Here is a 26414-nt window from a genome sequence, read left to right as displayed (position 1 = left end):
TCAATTTAGTTGAAATTCGGATCTCAATATCTGGAGTAATCTGGTATTGACTTCCATATATTTTTTGATATGCGTTTGCCGCGTCGAAGTAAGATTGTTTCCAACAAAATAGGATAAACTTCTTACTATTTTATTTCTATCAATTTTATCTGGTTCATTTATGTGGAAGGGAACGATTTCATTACTTTTTTCATAATTCATGACACCCTCAAAAACGGTTTTATCATCTTTTTCATTTCAGTATCAAATTTATAATCATACAGTTGAACTATTAATGGTGTTATATATTCCATTCTGGTTTTATCTTCCAGTTCTTGTCTATCGTAAACATTTTTTATTGCAACAGATAACTCTCCGGTCAGTGTCTGAAATTCTTCATTTTTGAAATATCGTAACGAACCGGAATTCCTGAGTTGCTCCAACATGATGGTACGAGGTTCAAAAATCGATGGGGAACGAAAACTTATTCCGTATTCAAAATTGAGAGCAAATTCTTTTGGAACATTGGTAAGACTACTGTCCTGGAAATATTTTATCATATATTTTAATGCTGCTTCTTGCTTTAATCTGTTTTGCACTTTCAGATCTGCTGTTATTGAGTCATTCTTTAGTTCGTAATAAAAGCTCTTGGCCAATTCTTTAGCTCTGTCTCGTTCTATTTTATGTTCCAACTGATATTCTGCGAGAAATCCACAAAATACAGCCAGGAACAACATGAGAAATTCCCAGAAATATGATTTCCAATTTTTATTTTCTTTGTGATGAGCATGGTGATGTACTTCCATAGATTCAGTTCCTTGTATTGGGTTAATAGCTGCGGTGTTTACAGTAGGAGTAATTTCTTTAAGTGGATTTTCCGATTGATTATCTAAATGTTCTTCGTCTGTTTTGTGTACCATAGTTTTTAGTTAAGCGAGTTATTGGACTATTCAGTTGCATGGTAATAAGCGGTTGAAAGTTTGACGAATTGGTTGAAATCAAAGTACAATTGTTCAATTTTGTATAAGAGCTCAATCAAAAAACTTTTGTTGAATCTAGCACTAATTCTGCCATTTTGCTAAGTAGCTGTTATTGGTTCGTTTTTAATTTATTTTTTGGTCAATTTGTATCTTAAATGAGTTGTCAAGTCGGATGGTATGACTTCTGTAATTTGTAAGTCGTATTTGTCTTTGTCAATGCCATCAAAAAGACGAATACCGCTACCTAAAAAAACGGGTGCAATATGAATAAAAAACTCGTCAATTAGTCCGGCATTCAAAAACTGTTGGATTGTATTTGCACCTCCTTGTATTCTAATGTCCTTGCCTTTTGCCGATTGTCTTGCTTTGTCCAAAGCACTATCTATTCCATCGTTTATAAAGTAAAATATTGTCGTTCCTTCCTGTACCCATGGTTCACGTATTTCGTGAGTTAATACAAATACGTCAGCCTTGTATAGGTCATTTGGCCAAACCTCCTCGCCTTCTTCAAACATTCGTTTACCCATTATGAATGCACCTGTTCTTGCAATCGTTTCTTTAATGTATTTTCCGTCTGCACCGTCTTCTTTTCCTCCTTCAAACCCAAGGTATTCCCAAAACGCTTTTTGATTAAACATCCACGAGTGGATTTGTCCTGAAACTCCACCCATTGGATTTTTAGGGCTTCTGTTCTCTCCCGCGAAAAAACCGTCAAGTGATATTCCGCTGTCAAAGATAATTTTACTCATACTGTCTGTTTAATATGTAATGTTTGGATCGTTTGTCAAAGTTGGTTTAAATATTTTTATTTATTTTATTATTTTTGAAATAACCTCAATTTAGTAGTGTCGATTTACAATTACCATTTTTGCGTTTGGTAAAACCAGGGATTTAAAATCACAAATTCTTAACTTAGTATCAATAATTAATATATTTCCGATGCTCAAATTTAGTACATAGGCCCCATTTTCGCAAGACCAATTTTATTGTTTCGGACTTATGCAATTAATTGGTTTTGATTTCTTGTTGACTATCAATATGTGTCAAAGTGAACATATTTAAACTGGGATTTTCCTTGTCTGGTATAATAGATTTTACAAAATTTAATTTCATAAGAAGGCTTGTAGAATTCTGATTCTCGCAATGTGTAAAGGCAAGTATTTTTTTGACCTTTAAAGTCTGAAACACGTAGTCAATTACTTTTTTTAATGCTTCCTTCATGTATCCATTTCCTTGAAATTTCGTCATTAGTTCGTATCCGATTTCACAACTAGATTTTTCGCTTGAAAAGTCAAATAGGCAAATTGTTCCTAAAAGGGTTTTTGAATCCGTCAAGGTAATCGCCCAATAATAAGTACCGTTTTTTTCTATATTATCATTGACCTTGTTGATAAAAATTATAGCATCTTCGACTGTATGACAGGGTTGTCTGTTAAGATATTTGTTTACTCCTGGATCAGAAAGCAAAGCAAAAATATCCAGTTTGTCGTCAATTGATAATTGTCTGAGTGTTAATCTTTCGGTTTTCAAAATTGGGAAAGTTGTGGAATTCATTTTTGTCATTCAATTATATTGCTTGATCTTGGGATGTTATAGTCTGAACTTGGACCGATTGTTGATTCGTTTCTAATGGTTTTATAAGTAAGGAAACAGTTTTAATACAAATGGCAATTGTCTGAAAAATAGATTTTTAACGGTTTTTAGCCAACTTGAGTATTAACAAGAACATTTATGCACTGCTAACTTGATTTGGCTTTCTGCTTTGGCTAACATAAGCGTCCTTGTTTATTTTTACGACCGCTCTTTTATTAGCTGTCATGGTTTGAATCGTTCAAAAGTACTCCCATTAAACTTATATACTCCGTTCTTGTGTGTGCCAAGCCATAATTCATCATGTTTGTCTTTATAAATACTGAATAAGGTGATATCTTTTCCTTCATCCTGAACTGGATAATAGCTGGTTTTATTTCCATCGTATCGCCAAACGCCATTGGCATAAGTAGCAATCCACAAATCATTGTTTTTGTCTCGTGCTATAGATAAATACTCCCAAAAATCGCTGTCCGGGTTTCCATCTAAATTCCCGATATTTTTTCCCTATCATAAAACTTAAGTTTTTGTTTGTTGCTTTTGCCGTATATATTATAGCGATACGCTGAGTTGAACCAGAAATATTCGTCCTTATCTTCAATGATTGAGCGAACTCCATTAGCAGGACCGTCGTGTAGTTCGGTAACATCTTCTTCAGAAATCCAGTCTATTGATTTTCCATTATAACGAAAAACACCCAATGGATTTGTGCCAAACCATACGTTGCCTTTACTATCTTTATAAATACAATACACAGCATAGGGATTGGAATAGTTTGGGTGTTTCGGTAGTTGCAGTTTATATAAAAATTTGCCGTCATACCGAAAAACCTCATCTTTAAACTGTGCGGATTTGAACCACAGGTCATCGGGTTCTAATTTCCATTGATTGTCTGAATTTACAAGGGTCAAGGTGGTAAAATTATATCCGTCAAATTTGCTGATACCTCTGCTTGTATTGAAATAAATATTTCCCGATTTGTCTTCTTTTATATCTTCAATTCTGTTGTCAGGCAAGCTGCTTGTGGATGTAAAATGAAGGATTGTTTTTCCGTCATACCGATACAAGCCGTCCTCCCAGCTGCCAAACCAGTAATTATTTTTCGTGTCCTGATAAATACTCATGATATTATTTCCAAGTTTGTTTACAGTATCGCCAATTGTCAAGGAGGGTGGCATGTCTATAGTACGTGAAGAGTTTTGTCCGCTACAGGAAACCAACGTTGTCAGGATGCTTAAAGATAGAAATATGTTTAGTTTCATTGTCTGTCGGCTTAGTGTTTAAAGTGTCGTTATTGGGCAGTCGCTATGATGTTGTGTAGAGGTTTAAGGGTATTTTCTATTTGTTCAAAAAGTCATTAGTTCTTTAATCAATTCAGGATGAAGAGGCAATTCACTGTTGTTGTAAGTTGCCATATTTTCAGTAGCACCGGAGGGGCTTTTTCTTAACACATGATTCATACCTTCAATTACTTTTAAAAAGGCAAAATCTGAGTTATAGGTCATCTCGGTGGCACCCTGACCTGTGATCTGTAAATCAGTACTTCCTTGAATTATTAGAATAGGGATGGCAAACTTTTTAATTTCCTATTTTTAGAAATCCAGTTTGATGCATCAATAACATAATCTTCAAAAAGTAAGGTTTCATAAGTTACAGAATTTGCTGAGTTTTCTCTTACACCCCTTTTGTCGTAACGCAGAGTGGTGTATCCAAATTCTGTTAATTCGAGAGCAAGTTTTTTAGCGCATAATTTTTATATACAAGCGAGCTAAAGTTTTTTTTTGGTATCGGTGTCTTTGATTTCCCATTTTCCATTAACGTAATTTAGTCCACCTGTTGTCAAGGTTGCTCTAAGCTTGCTGTTAATATTATACGATATTCCTAATCCTGCACCTAGTTCAAAATAATTTACTATTTCCTTTTGGGTGACATTTGAGTCTTGGATTTCTTCTTCATTCAATAGATTATATTCTATGTAAGGTTGGATGAAAAAACACAATTTATTGTTTGGATTTATAATATGTCTTGTAAATATTCCAATTCCAAATTGATTTGAGTTTCTTACAAGTTCTATGGGATTTGATTGCCCAAATAAGTATATATCTTCTGCCTTATATCTTCCTATTCTATAATTAAGTCTTAATCCAGCTATTAAGTTTGGATTAATTTCTTTACCAAAATAAGGAGTAATAGCTAAGCTTGTATTCTTTGTATCATTTGTACTATTAGAATAAATACCTCCTGTCCCGAAATTGATGGATAGACTGGAAAGTGGATAAAGATTTTTTTGAGTAATAAAATTTATCGAACCCCCTAAGATTAGTTTGTTTCCAATTTCTGTTTCTTGTGCATTTCCAGCTCTCAAAATTGAAACTGCAAATGCAATTAAAATTAATTTATTCATTTTTAGTTTTTTTGTTATATCTGTTGGCATTTACATGAATTTAATTCCTGGCTGTAAAACAAATTTAAAGATCATAGCAATTAAAATCAAAACTGAAATATATTTAAAACTTAAGTTCTCGATTTCTCTGCTTTCAGATAGATCAACATCTGTAATTTTATTACCGTATTGCCACGGGCCAATAAAAACAAAACCACTCATTACAGGATAAATAATGCTCATGATTGCAATTATAGGAAGATACAGGACAGTCATTATGAGGGAACCAAAAATCCATGGCAGAATGATAATATGAAACAGAAATAGTTTTCTGGATTGTCCATCCGCTATCCATTCTTTCCGTGTCGCGAATCCAAGAAATGGTTTGCTCATCATCAAGGTGAATTTCACCAAAACTACAGCAGCAAGCAATGCAAATGTTATTTGCAGATAAAGCGGATTATCAAGCAAATAATATACCCTACCTATGTCGCCAACCTTAAATAACGGACCGGTTATTACATAACCAAGAAAATTGTTAAAACCAAGAACAGAAGTCCATGCAATAAACAACCGAAACAAATCAGATTTTCCTAGTTTGAAAAAGATTATTGCTGCAATTATTCCCTGCACCAAACTCATAAATGGTCCGGCAAGGGCTATTATAGTTTGCTGAGTAGTAGTTAGGGCCTCTTCATTTAGGTGTTCAACGTAATTATGATGTAATACAGGATGGCTATCGAATAAAACTCCAAATAAAGTATGAAAAGATTCATGCAATATAGTAGTAACAAGGAATGCGATTACATAAAGTGCAGTTGAGTTTATTGTTATTTTGAACATTTATTATAGTAAAGTTTAATTTTCATTGCTTATTTCTTGCATCACAGTTTGGACTATGCAGCATGCCAAATCAATTCGCATAACGATTTGTCAGTAAACGCTACATCTTCAAAACATTATAAGTCAAATCTATGAAATAAGTTTTTTATTTCCAAAAAGAATAAAAATGATTGATTTTTGATGATGAGCGGGGTATAGTCTAAACTTTGTTAATTGAGTGCTCTTTTTATTGAGAAATTCATTATAAATATCATATCTGTTAGCTAAGGTGGCTAGACTTATTTTATTTTCATCAATCTTCACCAATCCTAATCTTTATTCCATTATTGTAATTCTGATTTACACATTATATCCAACGAGTTTTGAGTATTTTTTATTTATCACAGTGATTAAGGATTTATTTAGATTAAAAATTATTTGCTTAACTTTAAGGAGTTACGAATAGCCTTTCATTTTATCAAGTCCTTTTCCAAAAGAGTTATTGTACTCAAGCATCATTTATACTTTAATTCTTTAAAGATTGTATTTTTGGAAACTGTATTACCTGTTTCAATTGAGTATATTAAATTACCTGGCATGAAATCTTTAATTTGCTCATATTTAATTATCGACAACATTGCCATCAAGTTTTTTGGAAAGCTCAGAGAGAATTATACTGCCTTGATTGATTGGATTAATCATTGGAGTATTGATAACGAAAATAAAAAAATATGGTTATTTTTTTATTTGTTGGTATTGCAGCTAGCTTTTTTGAGTTTAGCGAAGTTGGCTATTTTCACTACAAATGTTAATGCTGAGAACCAGTGTTTGAATTGCTATAAACGTGTCTGAGAGGCACAAGACCTCCAAGTTTCCAAACCTACGTTCATAGTAGCTATTCTCATTTTCCTAACAATTTGAGGCTGTCAAGAACTTTATAAACAATTTCTGTCCTTGCGTTGTCAAAACTAATTGCATGATTAATATCATTTAATTTTTCGCTTTCTATTTGAATACAATTAGTGAAATAATAAACATTGTCCTTCGTTTCTACATAGCCGACATACCAACCAACGTCTTTGTTGCCATGTCCACCCCAACCAGTTTTGCCTCTTATAATGTAATCTAATGTATCTTTTGTAATCATTATGTTTTTAACAATATCAACCGAACGCTTGGAAAAGGGAAGTTGATTATCATGAAGACGTTGGAGAAAGTTAATTTGTTGTTTCGGTGTAATTCGCAGTCCACCTGTTAACCAAAACTGGTCAATACCACCAGAGGTGTCAGCATTGCCATAGTTAACTTTGTCAAGCCAGTACTTTATTTTTTCACCACCAACACGTCTTGCAAGCTCTTGATAATACCAAACGGTAGAGTTGGCAAATGCTGTCATCAAGTCGTGATCTGTATCCCATACTGGATTTCTTACTACACTATCCCATTGAATTACAAAGTGTTCGTCTTTAATCACACCTGTCTCCAGTCCGATAAGTGAATTACAAATTTTAAATGTAGAGGCAGGTGAAAAAATCTGTTCGGATTGATCTTGGTTGTAAAAAACAAACTTGTCTGATTGTGGGTCGTAAAGCACTAAAGAACCTTCAACATTAAACTGGTCATAATACTTTTTAAATTCATTGCGAATTTCAGTCGTCTGTTTATGTTTACAGTCTGTTAGTCCGAAGGATAATAAAGCCAATACTAATATGGTCTGTTTTACTGTCATCATATTGTTGCGGCAAGCGTTATTCGAGTTTAAAATGCTGGCATTTACGGAGTAGAATATGTGCTTCCAATATTGCACAATATACGAAACACCAAAGTTCATTTATGCATTTGACCTCCATTTTATGTAACCTTCTGTTAGCGGTTTGTGTTTTTAATATTCAGAAGAAAAGTCATTACTGTTTTTAATTATTAGTTTGAGGTTTATTAGCCATTAATCCAAACATCATCATTAATGCTGTCAGAATGATTACCTGAATAATAAGCGACTGATTTACCAGCGAAATAGTATGTGTCGGTTCTATGGAAAGAAATAGTAAAATGGTAATTAGTCCTCTCGGAGCAACAAACAATAATGGTTGTAAAGGAAGATTAGAAAGTTTGAGTTGTATAGTCCGGAAAGTGAAGATTAAAAATACAATTGCTAAAGCCCAAATAAATGTATCAGCGTTCAACACTTCACTGGTTTCAATTAAATAGCCAAACAACAAAAAGAATAATGCTCTTATCAAAAATGCCCCTTCAATGGTCAACTCTTTGAATTTGATTACCTCAGTATTTAACTCGTCCGGTTTGAATTTCTCTATCCACTTAAATCGTTTCAACTCGTCTAGATTACCGATTGATAAACCAAAAATCAAAATGAAAATCAGTCCAGGAAGATGATAGAATTTTGAAACTGCATAAATCAATACCACAAGTAGAATGATTGGAACAAACTTTATATGGTGTTCAATTTTGCTTAATAGGAACGAAAGTCCAATGGTTGCTATGAAAGAAACGAAAATGATAATGAGAAGCTGTAAGCCAAAATTCTCAAATGAAAATCTATCAATAGTTTCGTTTAGTGCAAGGAAGTTGAAAATGAGAACGCCCAATATGTCGGACAAACTACTTTCATAAATTACAAACTCTTTGTTGTGAGATGAAAGATTTCTAACACTTGGAATTGCAATAGCACTACTTATTACACAAAACGGAATTGCATTAGTCAGACAGTCTTTTAGTCCAAAATTGCCAAAATACCTAAATGCAAAAGCAAGCAAAAATGCCATCGCAATCATTGGAATAAATGCACCGAGAAATGATTTTTTAATTAGTCCAAACTTAGATTTATTGAGCTCAAGTTCTAGGGAGCCTTCAAGCACTATAAGAATAAGTCCGATAGTTCCTAAAACAGGAAGAATGGGGGAAAAATCAGGAAGTTGAGCGTCAAGCAATACAGTAAGTTGTCTTACGGTCCACCCTAAAAGTAATAGAAGAATAACAGAAGGAATTTTCGTTTTGGAAGATGTTAGGTCAAACACATAGGCAATGAGAAGAAGAATGCAAAATGATATAATTATTGTTGTTGTCATTGCGAGTAAATCTATATATATTTTATGTCAATTAGCTTAAAATTTGCAATATAGTTATGATAAAACCGCTAATGTTTTGGCATTACACCCTGCATCGCCAAAGGAATGTTAGCTAAAAGTAAAAAATTATTTATTAAAAACAATAAATAATTTTGAGTAAAACATAAAGTTGGCAGCAGTATTATGTTGGTTGCCTGTTATGTGTTGCATTTTTAGTCTACAAACTCATAGTAATTTAAAAGATTTGTCAATGTGTCATTTTCAATAAAAAGGTATATATGCTCATCTTTTGAGTTAAAAAGATTGCCATTTAATTTAATTTTCACCAAGTAACTTATTCGTAGATAATCATTATAAATATTTTTAAAAAAGGATTGAATTAAGATTTACTTTCGAGTTGCAAGGCTAGGTTGCTGCAATACCTTTTATTAAATCTGGCATAGTGTTAATTTCAAAGGTAGAGAGATAGAATATACGATAGTCATACCCTATATATTCATAATCAAATTTAGCCATTTTGGATTTAGTGGGTAGTTTTTATTCGATATAAATTTATTTTTGAATTTGCTTGAATTCCTGTTATCCTTGAAACAATTAATCGGTGTACCAAATAAACAATGCTAAATAGCAAATATCTTTTTATTTTGAAAGTTTAATTTGTATTTGTGTTTACTTGATTTCTTTAATCGACTTTTAAATGAAAGATAAATTAGACAGAGAAGACCACTCAAAAAGTCCTGCAAAAATAAATACTATAATTATTAATAGAACTATGTGCACCATTCTCATCTAAGGTCCTGATTTTAAATTTTGCACATAACGTTTTCGGGTTTTACGTCCGGGTGGGCATAGGAGCACAAAGCTGTCAATCTACATTAAACTAGATATAAATGCAAATAGCTCCATGTGTGCAGTTGACCCTAGTTGACGCAAAACCCGAATTATATCAAGTTATTTATTTTTTTGGTTCAGTTTTGTTAAACATGTATCTGGCAATTTTCCATTCGTCATTTACTTTTTCAAAAACAAATAGTTCTCTATTCGCTTCAGGTATAGTGACTTCTGTAGCACGAATCAGAGTAGTTCCCTTTGAGCTTGTTACTGCAAATGCCATGTTTTCGTCTACCTGAATTTCTTCAATGAAGAACTTAATGTTGAGTTGTATCTGGGAAAAGACATACTCGTATGATTTTAAAATGCCTTCCGACCCAATGCCGGATGGTGCTTCTGTTGGCATGAAAATTCCATCCTTTGTGTAAAGAGATTGAGCTAATTTGGCATCAGACGTGTTTAATGATTTTTCATAAGTACTAAGGAGCGTTTCTATTTTTTTGTTTTTCTTGTTTTTCCATAATTTCTGTTTTAACTTTTGAATTATTATTTGATGCTTGATTGCCTTTTGTGTTGCAGGAAGCCATTAGAGTAATGGCAAATAAAACTATTATTATTTTTTTCATATTAATTTATATTTTGTTTAATCCATTCATTCAAAGATGTAAAAGGTTCTGTTGAAATTTCTTTAGCCATTTCAATTTGCGGGTCCGAATTGGGCCCCATGTAGGTGTGAGCTTCAAAGTAGGCGAGCATTTGCGCAATCTCCCCTGCGCCTTCAAAAAAGCTTGAAAATACCTCTGCTGGGACTTGGTTAAAAGTGTATTGCCTACCGTTTGCTTTGAATACTTCTAAAACATCATTGAAACTATTTATTTCAGTAGCCAGTGACAAATAGCTTCCTTTACCAACTTTTCTTGGATTTAAAAACGCTCCCGCCACGACCTTACCCAGATCATTGATATCTGCCATATGAATTACTTTCTTGGCAGGATCAATGGGCAATGTCCAGCCCATAGAACCGTCTGGTTGTTGCTGTGCCGCTAATTGCCCCGTTAAATTTTGAAAATAAAAAGGTGGCTGAACAAATGTGTAATTGGCGAAACCAGCATTTTTAACTAACTCATCAACTTTTGCTTTCCCCGTAAAATGAGGAACATCATATTTAACGTTACTTATCTCTTCTACGTTTGGTAAAGTAGACCATACAAAATGTTTTACAGCAGCATTTTTTGCGGCTTCTACGGCTAGCTTTCCTTGTGCCATCTCATCTGCTCCTTCCCAAAAATTGGTTACCACAAATACACCGTACGCATCTTTAAAGGCTTTCGTTAATGATTCAAGGCTAGTTAAATCTCCCTGCACCATTTCATCTGCATTACCTTTATATTTATCTGGGTTTCGCGTAATAGCCCTCACTTTAAAAGAACCTTCTTTGACTAAGGCATTTACTACTCCTTTTCCCTGCAAACCGGTTGCTCCAACAACAGCAATTATTTTCTTTTCCATTTAGTTTTATTTTAATAATTAACAATGGTACAAAGATGAAGGGATTTAACTGCATGCGCCTATAAGGAAGATTAAGAAAAAACCTTAATGTAGATTAAGATTTAGCGATTCTCTTACGGATAGTGCTCAGGAATTCAGGAGTTACACCTAGATAAGATGCGATTTGGACATTTGAAATTCGATTAAAGAAATGAGGATAACGCTGGAGGAATTCCAGATAGCGCTCCTCAGCTGTAGAACTGATGTTTTGAAGTATTCTGTTCTGAAGGCTTACTACAGCATTTTCGGCAAGAACCCTGAAAATTCGGTTAAATTTCGGGTAGTCAACAAACAATTTCAGCTGGTCTTCTTTTTTAACTTGAAGAATAACGGAGTTCTCCAAAGCTTCAATATAAAGCCTGCTTGGTTTATTTGAATAGAAGCTGCCAATGTCTCCAATCCACCAATTCTCAACAGCAAACAGCAAATTGTGTTCTTTACCTTTGTTGTCAACCAAATACATCCGGAAGCAACCTTCTACGATGAATGTATTGTGTTTGCATATATCGCCATCCTGAAGGATAAACTGCCTCCGTTTTATGCTACGCTCTTTAAAAACATTTTCGACAATAGATTTTTCTTCTTCATTTAGCGGAAGATGATTTTCGAAGTAGTCTAATAAAGGTTTTTTTGCCATCTATAAAATTCGCTATAACGGTTGGGCAAAAGCGCTGTACCGTCAAAAAATTGATAACCAAAATTAGAAAATTTTATTGTTATTACTGTAAAAAAATAAAGGTGAATGATTATTGATTTAAGGCAGTGTAGAGTCTATGCCATGTAAACAGCTATTATTTTAGATGTCGCTTAAAAGCATGGCAGAATATTGAGCTCTTAGAATATTAATAACTTCTGTATTTACTCGATATACTATTCTAAAATTTCCTTCAATTAGTTCTCTGATGTTTTCTATTCCAAATTCTGGGAAAATTTTACCTGATCTTGAAAAGTTTCAAATTGCTTTAATCTAGACTAAAGTTTTCAGTATATCTATTTGTGTAGGAAGATGAATCTTGTACAATATAATTATAATTGATTTTTAGAACTTGTAGGGCTGATTCAGTCCAAACAATTTTTGCCATTTGTTGGCTATTTCTTCTACTTGCTCATGAGAAATAGTTTTTCCATCATCTGTTTGTTTTAAACCTTTTTCAACTTTTTCAATAAAAATATGTCTTTCGATAAGTGTTTCTAATTCAAATTCTTGTGGGATTTCTTTGGTTGATTCGATTACTTTATCTCGTTTTATAAATACTTTTTATTTAAATTGAAGATACAAAATACTTACAGTTTAATTGAGCTCGCTGATAACATTTTGTTGGTTTAAAAAGTCGGCGATTTAATAGCTAAAAAACTATCTTCTAGCACTGCACTTAACACGAAACAAAAATGATCATTTAGTAACTGAACCGCCAATTTCATAAGCCTGCTATTATGCGTTCATGCTAATCTGTCAATGCATTCTGAATTATTCTGTTCTTCATAAAGTTGTATGAATAATACATTCACTATTTTAGAACGAAGCAATGTGGTCTTTAAGCGACTTCACTTTTGGTTTGGTAAATAATCTTCCGATTGCTGCAAAAATCGTAAATATAATGCCGGGTGCACCAGCAAACTTATATTGTCCGTGAATTTGTTTAAGTATAAAGTCAAAATCAACTATCATCTGCAAACTCGGTTTGTTGGGATTAGATTGACTGTTTAATGAATCAAACCCTTGTACTAACATATAGTCAATGTCAAGTGCAGGTTTGTATGTCGCTCTAAACTTTGCCTCTCTGTCAAACGGATTTGAAAAACTGTGTGCCATCTTTGATGTAACATTAAAACTTTGTCCTACTTCAAGAACAATTTTCTTGCCTTTAGCCATAAGTTCAAGTTTACCTTCAATAACTTCAAATATTTCATCCTGCAAAGGATGAATATGTGGCGGTGGACCCTCTTGTCCAGCTGGTATGGTGCAGATAATTTCTGTAAAAGCACCTTCTGTGTCTTTACCTGTCTTTACAAAGGTGATTGTTTCACCAGTTGATTTTAATGTTATAGATTTCATTTTTATTTAATTATTAGTTTAATATTTATTGATTCTAACTTCGGGATTTTTCATCTATTTCAGACAATTTGATGTAAGCACTGACGGCAATCATGGAGCTTGCACTTTGTAAGCAGTAGTTATTTTATTTCACATTCATTTTTTATCGATTCATTCATAATCTGAAATCCTTTTTCGGTTTTATCCAGCATTTTTCCTGCAAAATAAACTAAAATCCCACTGAATTTTTCACCGTGTATGAATTTAGTTTTGTTTTTATCCAGGTATTCCAAAATGAAATAATGTTCTCCGTCAAAAATGCCATTGATACCAAGTTTACCTTTCCATCTAAATTCCTTATTCGGTTCAAGAGTCAAAATTTTGGGTTTAAAAGTCATTCCTTTTCCGCCTGGAGGGTTTATAATTACAATCAACCTGTTGCCTAATTTTGGTTCTCCACTTATTGATCTGATAAATGGATTCCATTTAGGGTAGCTTTCAAAATTCATCAAAACATCCCATACATTAGTAATGTCTCTGTTAATTAAAATTTCGGTTCGAATATTTTTCATTTGTTATTCCATTATTTACTGCAAACGTTTTATAAATAGACCTTGGCGTCCTTTCGAAGCTTCCTATGCCTATACCCACAAAAGTTTATTTAAAGATAAATGTTTATTAGCAAGGTACAAAATAAAGCGCACTTCAGTGATCCTTAATGTCGCGCCGAGGCATGCCGAGTTCATCCTTTTAATTTTATTTGATGTTAGCAATTCTGACTTTTGTCCAGTCGTTACATGTCATTTCAAATTTGATTTCTTTTGTCCCATGATTGCCAACCTCTTTCCATCCCGCCTTTCTGTAAAATTGTTCAGCTCTTGTATTAAATGCAGTTCCTAACCATACTGTTGTATTAGTCTGTGCGAAATACCAGTCCAGCATAATGTTGTGTAATTTTTGGCCAATACCTATTTTTTCAAATAACGGGTCTATAAATAAAGCCCAAATATTATTCTCTTTGAGGTCGGCTATAGCAAAACCAACAATTTTATTGTCAATTTCACAGACCCAACCTTTACCTCTTAAAGTAATAAATTCTTCATAATCTTTGTCCGTAACTATATTTGGATTTGACAATGTGTTTTCTTTTACAGAATTTCTAATGATTTGAATTTGCTTTATGTCGTTTATTTTAGCTTCTCTTATTGTCATTTATGTCAATTTATTTGTTTTCGTTGTTTTAGCTTGACCGCTAACACGGTTACCAATTGGCGATGATGAGGTATTTGAAAAATGTCAGCCTAAAATTTCCACATATACTTAATAGAAATACAAATGTTCAGTTTGCAACTAGCTGCCCCATTATTACCAATACGATGTTGAGTGTTTGTACTTTTTTGTATACTTTATTTCAAATCAATTGAGTTATCTATTTTTATTAATCCTACCAAGGTCCATTTTGTTTTACTTGATAAAAGCGTTTACCATCAAACCGGTAGAGTCCTTGTCCAGTACCCCACCACATTTGACCCGATTGGTCTTGAAACATACTTTGAACACAACAAGTAAAACCATCTGCAGATGTAAACACTTTAAACGCATTTGGATTAGCTAAGGGAATCGAAGGGTCAAATCTAGTAGTACTGCCTCTTGCAGTAACCCAAATTATACCCGACTTTTCGATAATTATACCCCATATTTCTGTTCCACCTAATCCATCTTTTGCAGTGTATTCTGTAAAAGTTTTCCCATCATATTTACAAATGCCTTTTTTCATAGTAAACCACATATTTCCAGCATTATCTTGTGCTATGCCTCCTGCATAGTTTTCCCCTAATTCTTCCTTTTCAGCGATATTGATTATCGTTTTGCCATCATATCGAAAAACACCATTGTTAGAGGACGCAAACCAAATGTTGCCAGTTTTGTCTTCCATGATGCCAGCATTATTGATAGACGGTAGTTGTTGAAATAATGAAAAACTTTTATTGCCTTTGCTATCGGCAGAAGGGTCATATTGATAAACGCCGCCATGTGTTCCGACCCAAATAGAACCAGATTTGTCAACAAGGATTCCTTTTCTACTTATATCAATATGGTTCAATCCATCTTTTTGATTATAATTTCTAAAAACTTTTCCATCATATTTATAAACTCCTTGGTCAGTCCCAATCCAAAGATTGCCATTTTTATCTTCATTAATTGCAAATACACTTTGAGAAATTAAACCCTCAGGATAGGAAAAATAGGTCAGTGTTTTTACATCATACCTAACTATACCTTCAAAGGTGCCAAACCATAAATTTCCTTTCGAATCCTGGAAAATACTTCGGATATACTGACTGACCAATGTCGTGTCAAAATCAGGAGTCATACCAATTGCCTTAAAGTTTCTGATCACTTTGGGACTTGGTTTGGAGGTATTATGTTCTTTAACTTTGCTAGCTTTTTCCTGTCCGTTGCAGCAAATGAAAATTGTCAAAAAGCAAAGAAGTAATAATTTGTTTAAAGTCATAATTAATATCTGTTATTGTTAGTAAGGACTCTCTTTGCATGATGCACAACGACCGAAGGTGACGATTTCTACCACAAATGTTGATGCAGAGCACTGAACCGCCACTTTTGTCAAACCAGTGTCATAAGCCATTTATTATTTCGTTCATAAAGCTCATCAAGTTGTCAAATGTTTGTTGCTGCTGTTCTTCTAATGTAATGTCGGCCGAACTGTCCATAAGTAGCTTGCCTAAATACCCAAATTGAGAATGATTGCCTCCTTTTATCAAAACTAATTTCGTGTCCTTGGGCAACTTGTTTTTATTAGCCACAACTTCATCAACATTTGCTAGTCCATCATTTTCTGCATATAGTTTTATACAATGAATGTTTTGGGCGGATAAATCAATATCTCGTGGGTGAGAAGTACCCATTAAGAATAATCCTTTAAATACATTTGAATTTTCATAAACCAATTGAGCAGCCATTTTCCCGCCTTGTGAGTGTCCACCAATAACAAAGTTTCCTTTTGTCAGGTCAAATAATTTAGATGCTTTAAGATAGTCATATTGTGGAAGTCTCCAATTCATTTTTATTAAGTGACAGGTAAGACCATTATCTGCAAATTTTCTGCAAAGTGGTGCATAGGCTTTTGGGTCAGTTAAGCCACCTTGAAAGAAAATAATCTCAATTTGGTTTTTGGAAGTGTCAGATTTAAAAGTGATTTGTTCATCAGTTTCAATTACAGAAACAATGTCTGAGTTTAAAAATGTATCTTTGGGAAGATTGTGAGATTGGAATGTAGTCCAATTCCAAATAAAGAAAATAAATACAAGGCTAAACCAAATTATCTTAAAGATTTTCCACCATTTTTTCTTTTTCATTATGTTCAATTGGTTAGAGAAAGAATTAGTCCTATTGAAATTAATAAAACGCAATGCCCCAAAATGAACCCAAGCGTCTTACTGTTTTTGCTTTTTGATAAAAATACTCCTAACATAATTTTTTAATTTATTGGTTAATTCGTCTTGGGGTTGCCTGGACGGAGTGTCGTCTTAAAATAGTTTATAAAGGTATGGCGTAGACGCTTCTCTGCCAACCCACTAGCAGCCAAAAATAGCACTAAATATTTCATTACCGGGAAAAATTAAAAGTGAATGATTTCAGATGCCTGGTGGTGTAGAGTTTATTCCTTGTTAGCAGTGAGACTAATTCTTAGAGTATATTCTATAATTTATTTGGATTTTGCCTCGAATCCCAAATTGTCAAAGTAAATATCAAATCTTTTATTTTCTCATAGCTGATTAAGTAATTGTCAACTACTTTAATTCTTACTCTTTGATCATTCGTTAACTTTCCAATACTTGGAAACTTTGAATTAAATTCAACTACTTCAACAAAAGGAATATTTAGTTATCTACTATGTATTTTAAATTGTTTCGTTTAATCCAATATTTAAATTTGCCTTCAAGCATTTTGAGTTCTTAAGAACCAAATTACTTTCCTGGCCATTCTTTAATTTCTTTTTGGCCTGAACGTTTTCAATAATTAGACCATTTTTGAATTGCAAACGTGCGTCATTAATAGTATTAATTTGATGTTTATTTAGCTCATAAATGCTTTCTGCTTCAATTTCTAGTAATCGATTTATTTAATGCAAAATATTTTCATTATCTGTTTTCTGAATCATTTCAATGAGGTGCTGTCTTAATTCTAGGGTTGGTATAATACTTTTTAAAAAAAATTTAGTAATTTATAGTAGAAGTGCAATTTATTTTTAGTTCGCCTTCAATGGTTTTGGGCACAGCATTGGTGGGCTTTTGTAGCTGTAAACTGTTTGCCAGTATCTGCGTTTATTAATTTCCCAAATGTTTCTATTTGCACTGGTTGCTCACTATTGCAAAACCCTTGTTGGCAGTAGATTTTTTTATTAAAGGGATTTTGTTGATTTATACCATGCCACATCTGTCCAAATCGTTTTGTCAGCAATAAATTCTTTCACTTGGGGTGTGTCGGATAAAACGTTAATGACCTCTTGAATGGAGCATTTTTTAAACCCCATTTTAGTCCAGAATTCTGAAGCTTGGCGGCTGAATAAGTAAAAATGTTTAATACCTTTCTTTTCTAACTCGGTGGTTAATTTTTGGAAAAGATTTTGGGCAATACCTTGTTTACGCCATTCTTGTGCTATTCCAGCCGCTCTAATGAGCGCATAATGCTGATTGAATTCCGCACCAATGGTTCCAATCATTTTTCCATCAATTTGGGTATAATAATATAATGAATTTTCATTAATTACGATAGAAGGTCTCAGCTTATTTTCAATAAGAAATTGTTGCAGTGATTTTAAATCTCCCTTATGAGCTTGTCGAATACCTTGTATAATATTATCCATTTTTCTTCTTAATGATTTAAAATGCTTCCCTTAATTTAGAAGTAACCATTCACTTGCCGCCAATGTTTGGCGGGTTTAAAATGTTGGCAATTTCGGAACACAAATCTGTCTGCTAGCACTAAATTTGATGCAAAGTACAAAGCTTTTTTTAACCAATGAACCGCCAATTTCTTGTAGTTGTAATTATGGGTTCGTGCTACTTTCATTCTTTTCGATGATCTTTTCTTCTAATATCTCAATAGTTTTTTTAGCATTTGCCATTCTTGTCGCTTTGTTTTTCTGAACCAGTTTTTCTGTTATCCATTTTTCTAATTTGTGGTGCAATGGTACAAGCAAAGCTGCAATACAAACTAACGCAAGCAACATTAATATAGGTGAGTGATGCGTAATATTTTCTAAGAATGGATGTAATAATAGATTGAAAAATTCAAAAACAAGTAACAAAGCAATCACACCAAAAAATGAAATCAGTTTGGTGTTGGTAATAAAACTTCGGCTAAGCAATAGAAACAAGATAATAATAGTAACAAGTCCTATAGCAATCAAGGCATACTGAATATTTTGTTTTCGTACTTCTTCGGATTTTGCTTTTTCTGATTCTAGCTCTTGCTGCCGCAATTGTTCATTAAACTCAAGTGTTTGCAAACGGGTAATATTTTCATTGCTGAAAACTCGTTCTCTTGTATCAATCATTATTTGCTGATACTTGAAAGCACTGTCTATTTTATTTTCCTGTTTGTAAAGTTTAGTCAATAAGGTGCTGGCTTGAAGTTGCTGAACCAGTAAATTAAATTGTTGGTCAATCAAAAATCCTTTTGTAGCGTAGTAAATAGCTGAATCCTTCTGATGGAAACGGTCAAAATGTTCGGCATATTCGCAATAACCACGTGCCAGTAGGCGGTATTCATTTAACTCTGAACTTAATTGGATTGATTGACGAAAAAATTCAACAGCCAATTGTTCTTTTCCCATCTTGGAGTAAATAATTCCCATTGCTGATTGAAGTCCTCCACCAAATACATTTTTACCTTGAAATTTTCTGAAATACATAGCAAGACATTCCTGAACGTAGGTATATGCAGAATCCAGGATATCGAGTTGTTCATAGGATTTTCCTTTGTCAACCAAAGCTCCTAGTAACACATCATTGTCGGGAATATGCTTAGTTAAATTTTCTGCTTTTGTATAATATTTTATTGCCTCACGGTAATTGCCTGCATTCCTTTCTACCGATGCTATACCGTTGTAAATATATCCTAAAAACATGGTGTCGGCAAGTGGTTCGGCTAATTGCAATGCTTTAAAATATGTTTCTTTGGCATCGGGATAATTTCCTGCCCACCAAAGTGAACTTGCAAGGATATATAATGACTGTGCTCCAGAGCCGACAGATAAACTGTTTCTATTTTTCATGCTAAGCAACACAGCTTGTTGTGCATAATACACCTTTGAATCATTGCTTACATATCCATACAAGTTGCTTATTTCCCATAAGATTTGCAGTTTGATGCTGTCTGCTTTTTCTGTAGTCAGTTGTTGTTTTAAACTGTCAATACGAGATTGCTGTGCGTTTGCATAAGCAACGTAAAATAGAAAAAAGAAGATAAAGCAGAATTTTATTTTTGTCATGTTTCAAATATAGGATTTGTCAATAAATTTCTTGCATACAGTTCAAAGTTAGCAGATCGCCCAGGCATAACCCATATCGATTAGCAGCTTGGCGAAGTGGCGGAAATCGAAGCACAAATGTTCAGTTTTGCACAAAAGTTCAATTGAGGAATTGCCGTAGAATTTAGCACTGAACCCGCCATTTTACCAGACTGCTGTTAGTGTTTGCTCTTTTTCTGTCATTAAGGTTTATATTTTTCAAATGTATTTCCGTTAAACTTAAATGCTCCATTTTCTGGTGTCCCAAGCCATAAATTACCTTGATTATCCTTATACATTGAAACTAAATTAACGTCTTTCGTGCCGTCTTTAACTGAATAATTTGTGATGTTCTTGCCGTCATATTTATAAACTCCCTTGTCCCAAGTGACCAGCCAAATATTACCGTTATTGTCCTCTATGATGTATGAATAGTAAACGTATTTGTCACCTCCAAATATTTTTGCGTTTCCAATTCCGTTGGTCTTTTGATATTGAAGTCTATCGCTTTTACTTGTCTTTTCAAAATCGAAAATATACTTGTGCCAAGTGTTACAAAGCCAAAAACTACCTTCCTTGTCTTCAAAAATGGAACGAATGCCAAATGTTCCGCCATTAGGTACATAGGTCAAATCGTCTTCGTACATCCATTTTACTGTTTCTCCATCAAAACGACAAGCTCCAAAAACGGAAGTGCCAAACCAAATTGCTCCTTTTCTGTCTTTATAAATGGAATATACTTCATATGGACTAAAAAATGAATTGACCACTCGTTGATAAATTTCATTGTGAAGATAATGTTTAGGAAACTCCAAATTATATAAATTTTTTCCGTCATAACGATAAACACCTTCATTCTTTTTTCCTAATATATAGAACCATAAATCATTGGGTTCTGATTTCCATTCTTTGCTTTTGATTGGTTGCAAAGTAGTAAAAGTCTTTCCGTTAAACTTGTTGATACCACCGAAAGTTGAAATAAATATATTGCCAAATTTGTCTTCCTGAATTTGTCTTATAGTGTCGCTTGCAAGTCCATCTTTTGTCGTGAAATTGACTATCGTTTTTCCGTCATAACGATACACACCTTCGCCATTACTCCCAAACCAATAGTTGTTATTTTTGTCTTGAAACACATACCACAAATGGTCGCCAAGTTTATTTACGGTATCACCTTGTGCAATGTTTTGGCTTAAATCGTCAGCGTTTGATGCTTTATATTTTGTCTGTCCGTTGCACGATGTCAATATAGTCAGTATACTAAAAAATAAAATTGTTCTTAACGTCATTGCCTGTCTGTTTATTGTTAGCATGCTCTGTCATAGAATAACCGATGATAGCGGTTCGGGCTTTACCAAGTATTAGCTCGTATTCTTTCATATTTCTTTTGGTTATGACTTTTATTCTCTATCTATCAACAGTTGAAGTTATACTTGTCATTAGCCAATTATCAATTATTTTCTGAAAAGTAGCTGTCCAAGCGAATGTTGTTAGTTCTTCTTTGTTTTCTTTAGTTTTTAATTTCACTCTTTTGTTTACAAACACATAAGCCAATGTTCCATCATCTGAAACTTTAATAATGGGTGGCTGTATGTCATCCCATTCGATAAATGTTACAGAATCAAAGTATCTTTGAAATCGCTTGATAAGGTCTTCTTTTTTAGGCGAATTAACTTTACCATTAATGACTTCGATATAATCATCTGCCATGATTGATACCAATAATTTGGCATCACTATTGAAATGTGCAGTTCGTTGCAACTCGTGTAATTCCATTAATTTTTTGATAGCTTTGATTTTCCCTGGAATATCAAAAATAGAAAGGTCAATCTGATTAATTTTTATGGTATGAAACCTTAATTCAAAATTACCTTGATTATCACTAAATGAGACTTTTGATGGAAATAGCAATTTTCCAATTTTTCTCCATTCATTAATTTCTAGCCTAATAGTTTCTGATTTTTCACTATATGGATTGAAAAATATTATTCCAAGCAGTAGATTTGTTTTTTTATCAAAATACAATTGAGCCGTTTTGTTCAATTCATCAATAGCTGAAAGTTTTACAGATTGTTTGCCAGCGAAATCTTCTTTCCCATCAAATTTTATTTCACGGAATCTTTCAGTAAGATGAGTAGCAATCCATTGAATTTCGTGTGATTGCCAAACATAAGCCGATTTTTTGTTGGAAATCACATTTTCTTTACCTTTTACCCAATAAGTATCACCGTTTACTATACCTACAAAGTCAGGTTTATTTTCCCGTAATTGTCGGAAAATCGTCTTTGAGTCTTTTGCAGAATGTAATTCAGTTTGATATTCTCCGTTAGGACCTGTGCAATTCGCAAATGAATAAATGTTTTGCACACGGTTAATATTATTTTGCCCACCAATTGCTTTAAAATATTCATCAAGTACAATTGAAGCATTTTCTTGGGCAGATAATGTTAATGTAAATATATTCAAAATAGCAAATAGGTATAGTTTCATTTTTTAATAAAAATTTCATTAAATTATTAAATTATCCAATCTGTGTTAGACTGACCACTGTAAGCGGTTCGTTGTTTTGTCTTGCCAGGTTGTCCGATGACTAATTGCAAAACTGGGTATGAAAATATTTGTCAAGTCGAAGTGGTCTATTGTCATTGTTGTTCTTGTTTTTTTGTCCTGACGCCTTTTATCAAAAGCCATATACTAAAAAGCAATTCCCCTATTGAACAAGGAATCAAAATCGCAGGATATATCATTTTCACAAAAGTCGGGAACAGAAACCAAGTAAGGCTGTTAGCGATATAACAAATTCCTCCTATTAGGAGTAGAATACCTAAAACTCTCGCAAAGAGTTGGGATTTGTATATCAAATACCCAAGAAGAATTAGATGAACACCAAAAAATAAAAGTGAAATATTGTATCCTGCACCATGCAATTTGATAGACAATAATGCTAAGGCATCGAGTTGGTTTGAATCAAAAACCGTCAAATAGTCCGCACCTCCCAAAAAGAATAATGCTGCATAGTGGCTAAGAGCAATGACACATAAAATAATAATACTCGTCAGCCGAAAAAATGTAGAAAGTAATGAAAGATTTTTACTAGAATCCCTGAGTAATATATAAAGTATGGTTGTTACAGCAATATCACATATGAGCATCATTAATTCACTAGCAAATCCGAATCGAAACCAAAATTCAGAAGCTATAATATTTTTAGCAGTAACGGTGGCATTATTGTAATCAACTAGGTTGTCACGGACAAAGATTTGGGCTATTAGTCCGAAGCCAATTATTAGCAGATAAAGGAATCCTGCGATTCTGGCAATTTTTACTTTTGAGTCCATATCCATTTTTTCTGTATGACACATATTTTGTAGGATTTGTTACATTATTTATAGTTTAGTTCGTGTCTTTTTACAATGACCGGTATCATTTAGCGGCTACAAGCAGTTGGTGATTTCGAAGCACAAAACTGTCTACCAGCACTGAACTTGAAACGAAGAACAAAGCTTCATTTAACCACTGAACCGCCAATTTCTTGTTGGTGCTGTTATGCGTTCGTATCTTTTTACCAAGGTCCATTTTGTGTAATATTGATGAATCTGTCGTTTTCATAACGATATGCTCCACCATATCCTACAAACCAAAGTCGACTTTGCCGGTCTTCGTAAATTTGAAAAGTCAGCGGACCATAATTTCCTTCTTCTATTCGATATTCAGTGAGTTTCTCTCCACTTAATCTGTATATATTACGACCACAATTAAACCAAACATCGCCCTTATAATCTACAATTATACTGCCTGTTCCTTTGCTTTCTTCAAAATGCATTTCTGAGACATTGGTAAGGATATTCTCATTGAGATGAAAAAGTCCTGTTGAAGTTGAAACCCAGAATCCACCTTTTTGTTTTTAATTATTTTGCTAACAAAATTCGTTGGCACACCTACTTCGTCAGAAATATTCTTTAACTTATTATTTGAATATGAAAATAGACCTGCATTAGTACTTAACCAGATTGTCCCCTTACTATCTTCAAGAATACTATGAATCATTTTTGTACTTGATACACCAACAGTTGTATCTATCTTCCCTTCTGGCAGGACGAAATTATTGAATCTTTGTCCATCAAATATACAAATACCTTCTATTGTTCCAACCCAAACATTCCCATTGACATCTGTCTCAATGCACCAAACATCGTTGCTTGTTAAGCCATCTGATTCGTAATAATTGGTCACTGATGTACCGTTAATACTGCTAATACCATCAGTATGTCCAAACCAAATTATCCCATCTTTATCTTCTGCAATGTCTTTAATTGTTACTCTTCCACCCGATTCGCTTCTAATGCTATCTATATGAATTAAAGAATCGCCATCATATCTAAACGCTCCTCCTTCCGCTCCAAACCAAAGATTACCTTTGCTATCCTGATACATCATTCTCACAACTGGACTTATCTGTTTTTTTGAATCCAGAGATTGAATTGTTTCTTTTATCAGGTGTTGTTTATCATCATTATTCGTTTGCCCATTACACGAAGTCAGAATAAAACATATTGTAATTCCTGTAAAGAATTTTATTCCGTGAAATGAGACTTTCTTTTTTTTCATTGGATTTCTATCTTTAAATGACGCATAACGGATTGCGGTTTTAAAAGTTAGCGATTTCGGAGCACAAAAACTGTTAGACTGCAATACATTTTGTTTGAAAAACCGAAATCATTTAACCACTGAGCCGCCAAATTCTTAAACTCGCTGTTAGCGGTAGCTTTTTAGTTTTCTGTATAATACAATGTTCAATATAACGCTAATTAAAAACAACATATAATTTATTACTTTAAAGAAAATGTCCAAATTAAATTTTGGTTGATCGGCATATAAATTTGTCATAGGTTGGATGGATGTACTATTCGTTGAAACCGATGAAGTGTCATTTGAGAGGATTCCATTTATGTCAAGAGGCATTAATTTAGGGGAATAACATCGCGAGAAATTTCCAATACCCTGTTGACCAGAAGGGTTGTCTCCAAAGCTAAAAATCCTACCAATTGAGTCTACAGCAATTGACTGAAAACAACCTCCCCCAATGTCAACAATATTTTTCAGAGACTTTAATAGAATAGGAGTAGAATGAGAAATAGTGTCACCAGTCCCTAGCATACCAAAATGATTTTTTCCCCAACCCCAAACATTTTTATTTTCATCAATAGCCAGTGAATGCCAACTCCCACAAGCAATTTTTGTGACTTTTGGTAAACCTTTTAAGAGAGTTGGATGGTGATAGTATTTTTTAGTTTCTTCTTTGAATTGAAAAGCTGGGTCAGAACCCCAGACCCATACTTTACCTTTATAATCTAAAGCAACGGAGTGATGCCAACCAACCGCTATTTCTTTAATTCTTGGAATCCCCACAACTTTAATCGCATATCGCTGAAACTCCAGTCCCTCTGTTCCAAGTTCATTAAAAGTGTTTCCACCCCAGCCCCAAACAGTACCATCTTTTTTTAAAGCCAAAGTGTGATAACCAACTGATGCAATGCTAACAATATTATTTAATACTGAAATTTCTGAATTTGAAATTTGTAGAACTTCTACCGGCCATGAACTATGTTCTCTAGTTCCATTACCTAATTCAGCGAAATAGTTGTGACCCCAACACCAAACCGTACCATCTTTTTTAAACCAACCGTATGCCAGTGCCCACCTTCAACAGCAACAAAACCTGTATGATTTGGTAATTTCTGTGGCGTTAACTGGTCGTTCACTGATGAACAGCCGAGTTGTCCGTAGTTATTTCTACCCCATAAAAATAAATTTCCATTTTTGTCGAGCGCAATACTATGGTCGTATCCACGTGATATGACAACAATGTCGTTTAGATTTTTTATTTTTTTTGGTGTTGGTGAATTTTCAAGAGTACTGTCTCCTAATTGTCCATAATTATTCCTGCCAATTGTCCAAACGTGACCTTGTTTGTCTAAAATTAGAGCGTGCCCATTCCCTCCGTCCAGTTTTTGTCCTGTAAGAGTTAATGACGAAATTGTCAATATTAGAATAGTTAACTGTCGTCTCATAAAATTACTTCTTACGCTCCTGGCATAGGCGCTGCATCGCCTTACCATTGTTAACCAAAAGTAAGAATTTAATTTTTATTACCGAAAAAAATTAAATGAAAATGGTTTAAGATACCTGGCGCTGCGCCATCTATGCCATGTAATACTCCGCTTTTTTATTTTAATTGAGTATATATTGTTTTTTCATTGAATTCGATTTTGGAAGCATGAATTATAGCATTTCCTGGAAGCGTCAATAACCAATAATTAGGATATTTAATTACGATTTCTTTATCTATCAATTCATTTTGTAACTTTTTTATATCAAGACCATACTCTGTTCCGCGGTTTACATAATATTGTTTTACTTGATCTTTTAATTTGAAGATAACATCATGAGTTCCACCTTCATATATCCCACTGACGATTCCTTTAATAATTAAACAATCTTGTTCTTTTGGAATTGGTATAGGTCTTAAGAAAAGAAATCCGAAACCAAGCAATATTATTCCAATTAAATAAGGTTGGTAATTTGATTTCATATCTTTATTAGATTGATTGGAAAGTCAAAACGA

28 protein-coding genes are annotated in these 26414 nt (G+C 33.6%); 1 reads left to right on the top strand and 27 read right to left on the bottom strand.

Going from position 1 to position 26414, the window contains the following annotated elements; translation table 11 throughout:
• Window positions 1–197: 197 nt before the first annotated feature.
• The 7 genes from IPJ80_03560 to IPJ80_03530 form a co-directional block, all read right to left on the bottom strand.
• Entirely contained in the window at window positions 198–899 is a 702-nt protein-coding gene (locus tag IPJ80_03560; protein MBK7912557.1) for a hypothetical protein, read from the bottom strand.
• Between the two features lie 188 nt (window positions 900–1087).
• Window positions 1088–1708 carry a dihydrofolate reductase gene (locus tag IPJ80_03555; protein ID MBK7912556.1) on the bottom strand — a complete coding sequence of 207 codons (621 nt, stop codon included), beginning with the start codon at window positions 1706–1708 and terminating at the stop codon, window positions 1088–1090.
• A 256-nt stretch (window positions 1709–1964) separates the two neighbouring features.
• Window positions 1965–2522 (bottom strand): GNAT family N-acetyltransferase, encoded by a 558-nt coding sequence (locus IPJ80_03550; GenBank protein ID MBK7912555.1) that lies wholly within the window; start codon window positions 2520–2522, stop codon window positions 1965–1967.
• A 252-nt stretch (window positions 2523–2774) separates the two neighbouring features.
• Window positions 2775–3047, bottom strand: a complete 273-nt coding sequence (locus tag IPJ80_03545) for a hypothetical protein (protein MBK7912554.1) — start codon at window positions 3045–3047, stop codon at window positions 2775–2777.
• Window positions 3035–3811, bottom strand: a complete 777-nt coding sequence (locus IPJ80_03540; GenBank protein ID MBK7912553.1) for a hypothetical protein — start codon at window positions 3809–3811, stop codon at window positions 3035–3037. Before IPJ80_03540 ends, IPJ80_03545 begins: the two co-directional genes overlap by 13 nt.
• Before the next feature lie 506 nt (window positions 3812–4317).
• Window positions 4318–4983 (bottom strand): hypothetical protein, encoded by a 666-nt coding sequence (locus IPJ80_03535; GenBank protein ID MBK7912552.1) that lies wholly within the window; start codon window positions 4981–4983, stop codon window positions 4318–4320.
• Window positions 4984–5775, bottom strand: coding sequence for a hypothetical protein (locus tag IPJ80_03530; protein MBK7912551.1), 792 nt, complete (start codon window positions 5773–5775; stop codon window positions 4984–4986).
• 528 nt (window positions 5776–6303) lie between these two features.
• Here IPJ80_03530 and IPJ80_03525 point away from each other — a divergent pair.
• Entirely contained in the window at window positions 6304–6606 is a 303-nt protein-coding gene (locus tag IPJ80_03525; protein ID MBK7912550.1) for a hypothetical protein, read from the top strand.
• A gap of 49 nt (window positions 6607–6655) precedes the next feature.
• On the opposite strand, the gene blaOXA is transcribed toward IPJ80_03525, so the two are convergent.
• The 20 genes from blaOXA to IPJ80_03425 all read right to left on the bottom strand — a co-directional run bounded on the left by blaOXA (window position 6656) and on the right by IPJ80_03425 (window position 26381).
• Window positions 6656–7585 carry a class D beta-lactamase gene (blaOXA, locus tag IPJ80_03520; protein MBK7912549.1) on the bottom strand — a complete coding sequence of 310 codons (930 nt, stop codon included), beginning with the start codon at window positions 7583–7585 and terminating at the stop codon, window positions 6656–6658.
• Window positions 7586–7667: 82 nt separating this feature from the next.
• Window positions 7668–8840 (bottom strand): sodium:proton antiporter, encoded by a 1173-nt coding sequence (locus IPJ80_03515; protein MBK7912548.1) that lies wholly within the window; start codon window positions 8838–8840, stop codon window positions 7668–7670.
• A gap of 955 nt (window positions 8841–9795) precedes the next feature.
• On the bottom strand, window positions 9796–10233 hold the full coding sequence (locus IPJ80_03510) for a nuclear transport factor 2 family protein (protein MBK7912547.1): 438 nt from the start codon (window positions 10231–10233) through the stop codon (window positions 9796–9798).
• Window positions 10234–10298: 65 nt separating this feature from the next.
• Window positions 10299–11180: an NmrA/HSCARG family protein gene (locus IPJ80_03505; protein MBK7912546.1), complete on the bottom strand. Its 882-nt coding sequence runs from the start codon at window positions 11178–11180 to the stop codon at window positions 10299–10301.
• Between the two features lie 94 nt (window positions 11181–11274).
• Complete coding sequence (locus IPJ80_03500) at window positions 11275–11856, bottom strand: Crp/Fnr family transcriptional regulator (GenBank protein MBK7912545.1); 582 nt, start codon at window positions 11854–11856, stop codon at window positions 11275–11277.
• Between the two features lie 876 nt (window positions 11857–12732).
• Entirely contained in the window at window positions 12733–13275 is a 543-nt protein-coding gene (locus IPJ80_03495; GenBank protein MBK7912544.1) for a cupin domain-containing protein, read from the bottom strand.
• A gap of 119 nt (window positions 13276–13394) precedes the next feature.
• Entirely contained in the window at window positions 13395–13826 is a 432-nt protein-coding gene (locus IPJ80_03490; protein ID MBK7912543.1) for an SRPBCC domain-containing protein, read from the bottom strand.
• Between the two features lie 184 nt (window positions 13827–14010).
• Window positions 14011–14466, bottom strand: a complete 456-nt coding sequence (locus IPJ80_03485; protein ID MBK7912542.1) for a GNAT family N-acetyltransferase — start codon at window positions 14464–14466, stop codon at window positions 14011–14013.
• 232 nt (window positions 14467–14698) lie between these two features.
• Window positions 14699–15769: a regulator gene (locus tag IPJ80_03480; GenBank protein MBK7912541.1), complete on the bottom strand. Its 1071-nt coding sequence runs from the start codon at window positions 15767–15769 to the stop codon at window positions 14699–14701.
• A 121-nt stretch (window positions 15770–15890) separates the two neighbouring features.
• A complete protein-coding gene (locus IPJ80_03475; protein ID MBK7912540.1) occupies window positions 15891–16631 on the bottom strand; it encodes an alpha/beta hydrolase in 741 nt (246 codons plus the stop codon).
• A 1046-nt stretch (window positions 16632–17677) separates the two neighbouring features.
• Window positions 17678–18142 carry a GNAT family N-acetyltransferase gene (locus IPJ80_03470; protein MBK7912539.1) on the bottom strand — a complete coding sequence of 155 codons (465 nt, stop codon included), beginning with the start codon at window positions 18140–18142 and terminating at the stop codon, window positions 17678–17680.
• Window positions 18143–18325: 183 nt separating this feature from the next.
• Window positions 18326–19555 (bottom strand): tetratricopeptide repeat protein, encoded by a 1230-nt coding sequence (locus IPJ80_03465; protein ID MBK7912538.1) that lies wholly within the window; start codon window positions 19553–19555, stop codon window positions 18326–18328.
• 437 nt (window positions 19556–19992) lie between these two features.
• Window positions 19993–21078 carry a hypothetical protein gene (locus IPJ80_03460; GenBank protein MBK7912537.1) on the bottom strand — a complete coding sequence of 362 codons (1086 nt, stop codon included), beginning with the start codon at window positions 21076–21078 and terminating at the stop codon, window positions 19993–19995.
• A 118-nt stretch (window positions 21079–21196) separates the two neighbouring features.
• Window positions 21197–22279: a nuclear transport factor 2 family protein gene (locus tag IPJ80_03455; protein ID MBK7912536.1), complete on the bottom strand. Its 1083-nt coding sequence runs from the start codon at window positions 22277–22279 to the stop codon at window positions 21197–21199.
• A gap of 152 nt (window positions 22280–22431) precedes the next feature.
• Window positions 22432–23127: a DUF4386 domain-containing protein gene (locus tag IPJ80_03450; GenBank protein ID MBK7912535.1), complete on the bottom strand. Its 696-nt coding sequence runs from the start codon at window positions 23125–23127 to the stop codon at window positions 22432–22434.
• 224 nt (window positions 23128–23351) lie between these two features.
• Window positions 23352–23612 carry a hypothetical protein gene (locus tag IPJ80_03445; protein ID MBK7912534.1) on the bottom strand — a complete coding sequence of 87 codons (261 nt, stop codon included), beginning with the start codon at window positions 23610–23612 and terminating at the stop codon, window positions 23352–23354.
• Complete coding sequence (locus IPJ80_03440; GenBank protein MBK7912533.1) at window positions 23576–24397, bottom strand: hypothetical protein; 822 nt, start codon at window positions 24395–24397, stop codon at window positions 23576–23578. The genes IPJ80_03445 and IPJ80_03440 overlap by 37 nt, the downstream gene beginning before the upstream one ends.
• 147 nt (window positions 24398–24544) lie before the next feature.
• Window positions 24545–25483, bottom strand: a complete 939-nt coding sequence (locus tag IPJ80_03435; GenBank protein ID MBK7912532.1) for a hypothetical protein — start codon at window positions 25481–25483, stop codon at window positions 24545–24547.
• On the bottom strand, window positions 25414–25860 hold the full coding sequence (locus IPJ80_03430; GenBank protein MBK7912531.1) for a hypothetical protein: 447 nt from the start codon (window positions 25858–25860) through the stop codon (window positions 25414–25416). Before IPJ80_03430 ends, IPJ80_03435 begins: the two co-directional genes overlap by 70 nt.
• Before the next feature lie 155 nt (window positions 25861–26015).
• Window positions 26016–26381, bottom strand: coding sequence for a hypothetical protein (locus IPJ80_03425; GenBank protein ID MBK7912530.1), 366 nt, complete (start codon window positions 26379–26381; stop codon window positions 26016–26018).
• Window positions 26382–26414 lie beyond the last annotated feature (33 nt).

This window comes from Saprospiraceae bacterium, from assembly GCA_016714025.1.
GTDB lineage: Bacteria > Bacteroidota > Bacteroidia > Chitinophagales > Saprospiraceae > Vicinibacter.
The sequence above is the reverse complement of the archived record's forward strand: the minus strand, read 5'-3'. Positions and strand labels throughout refer to the sequence as shown.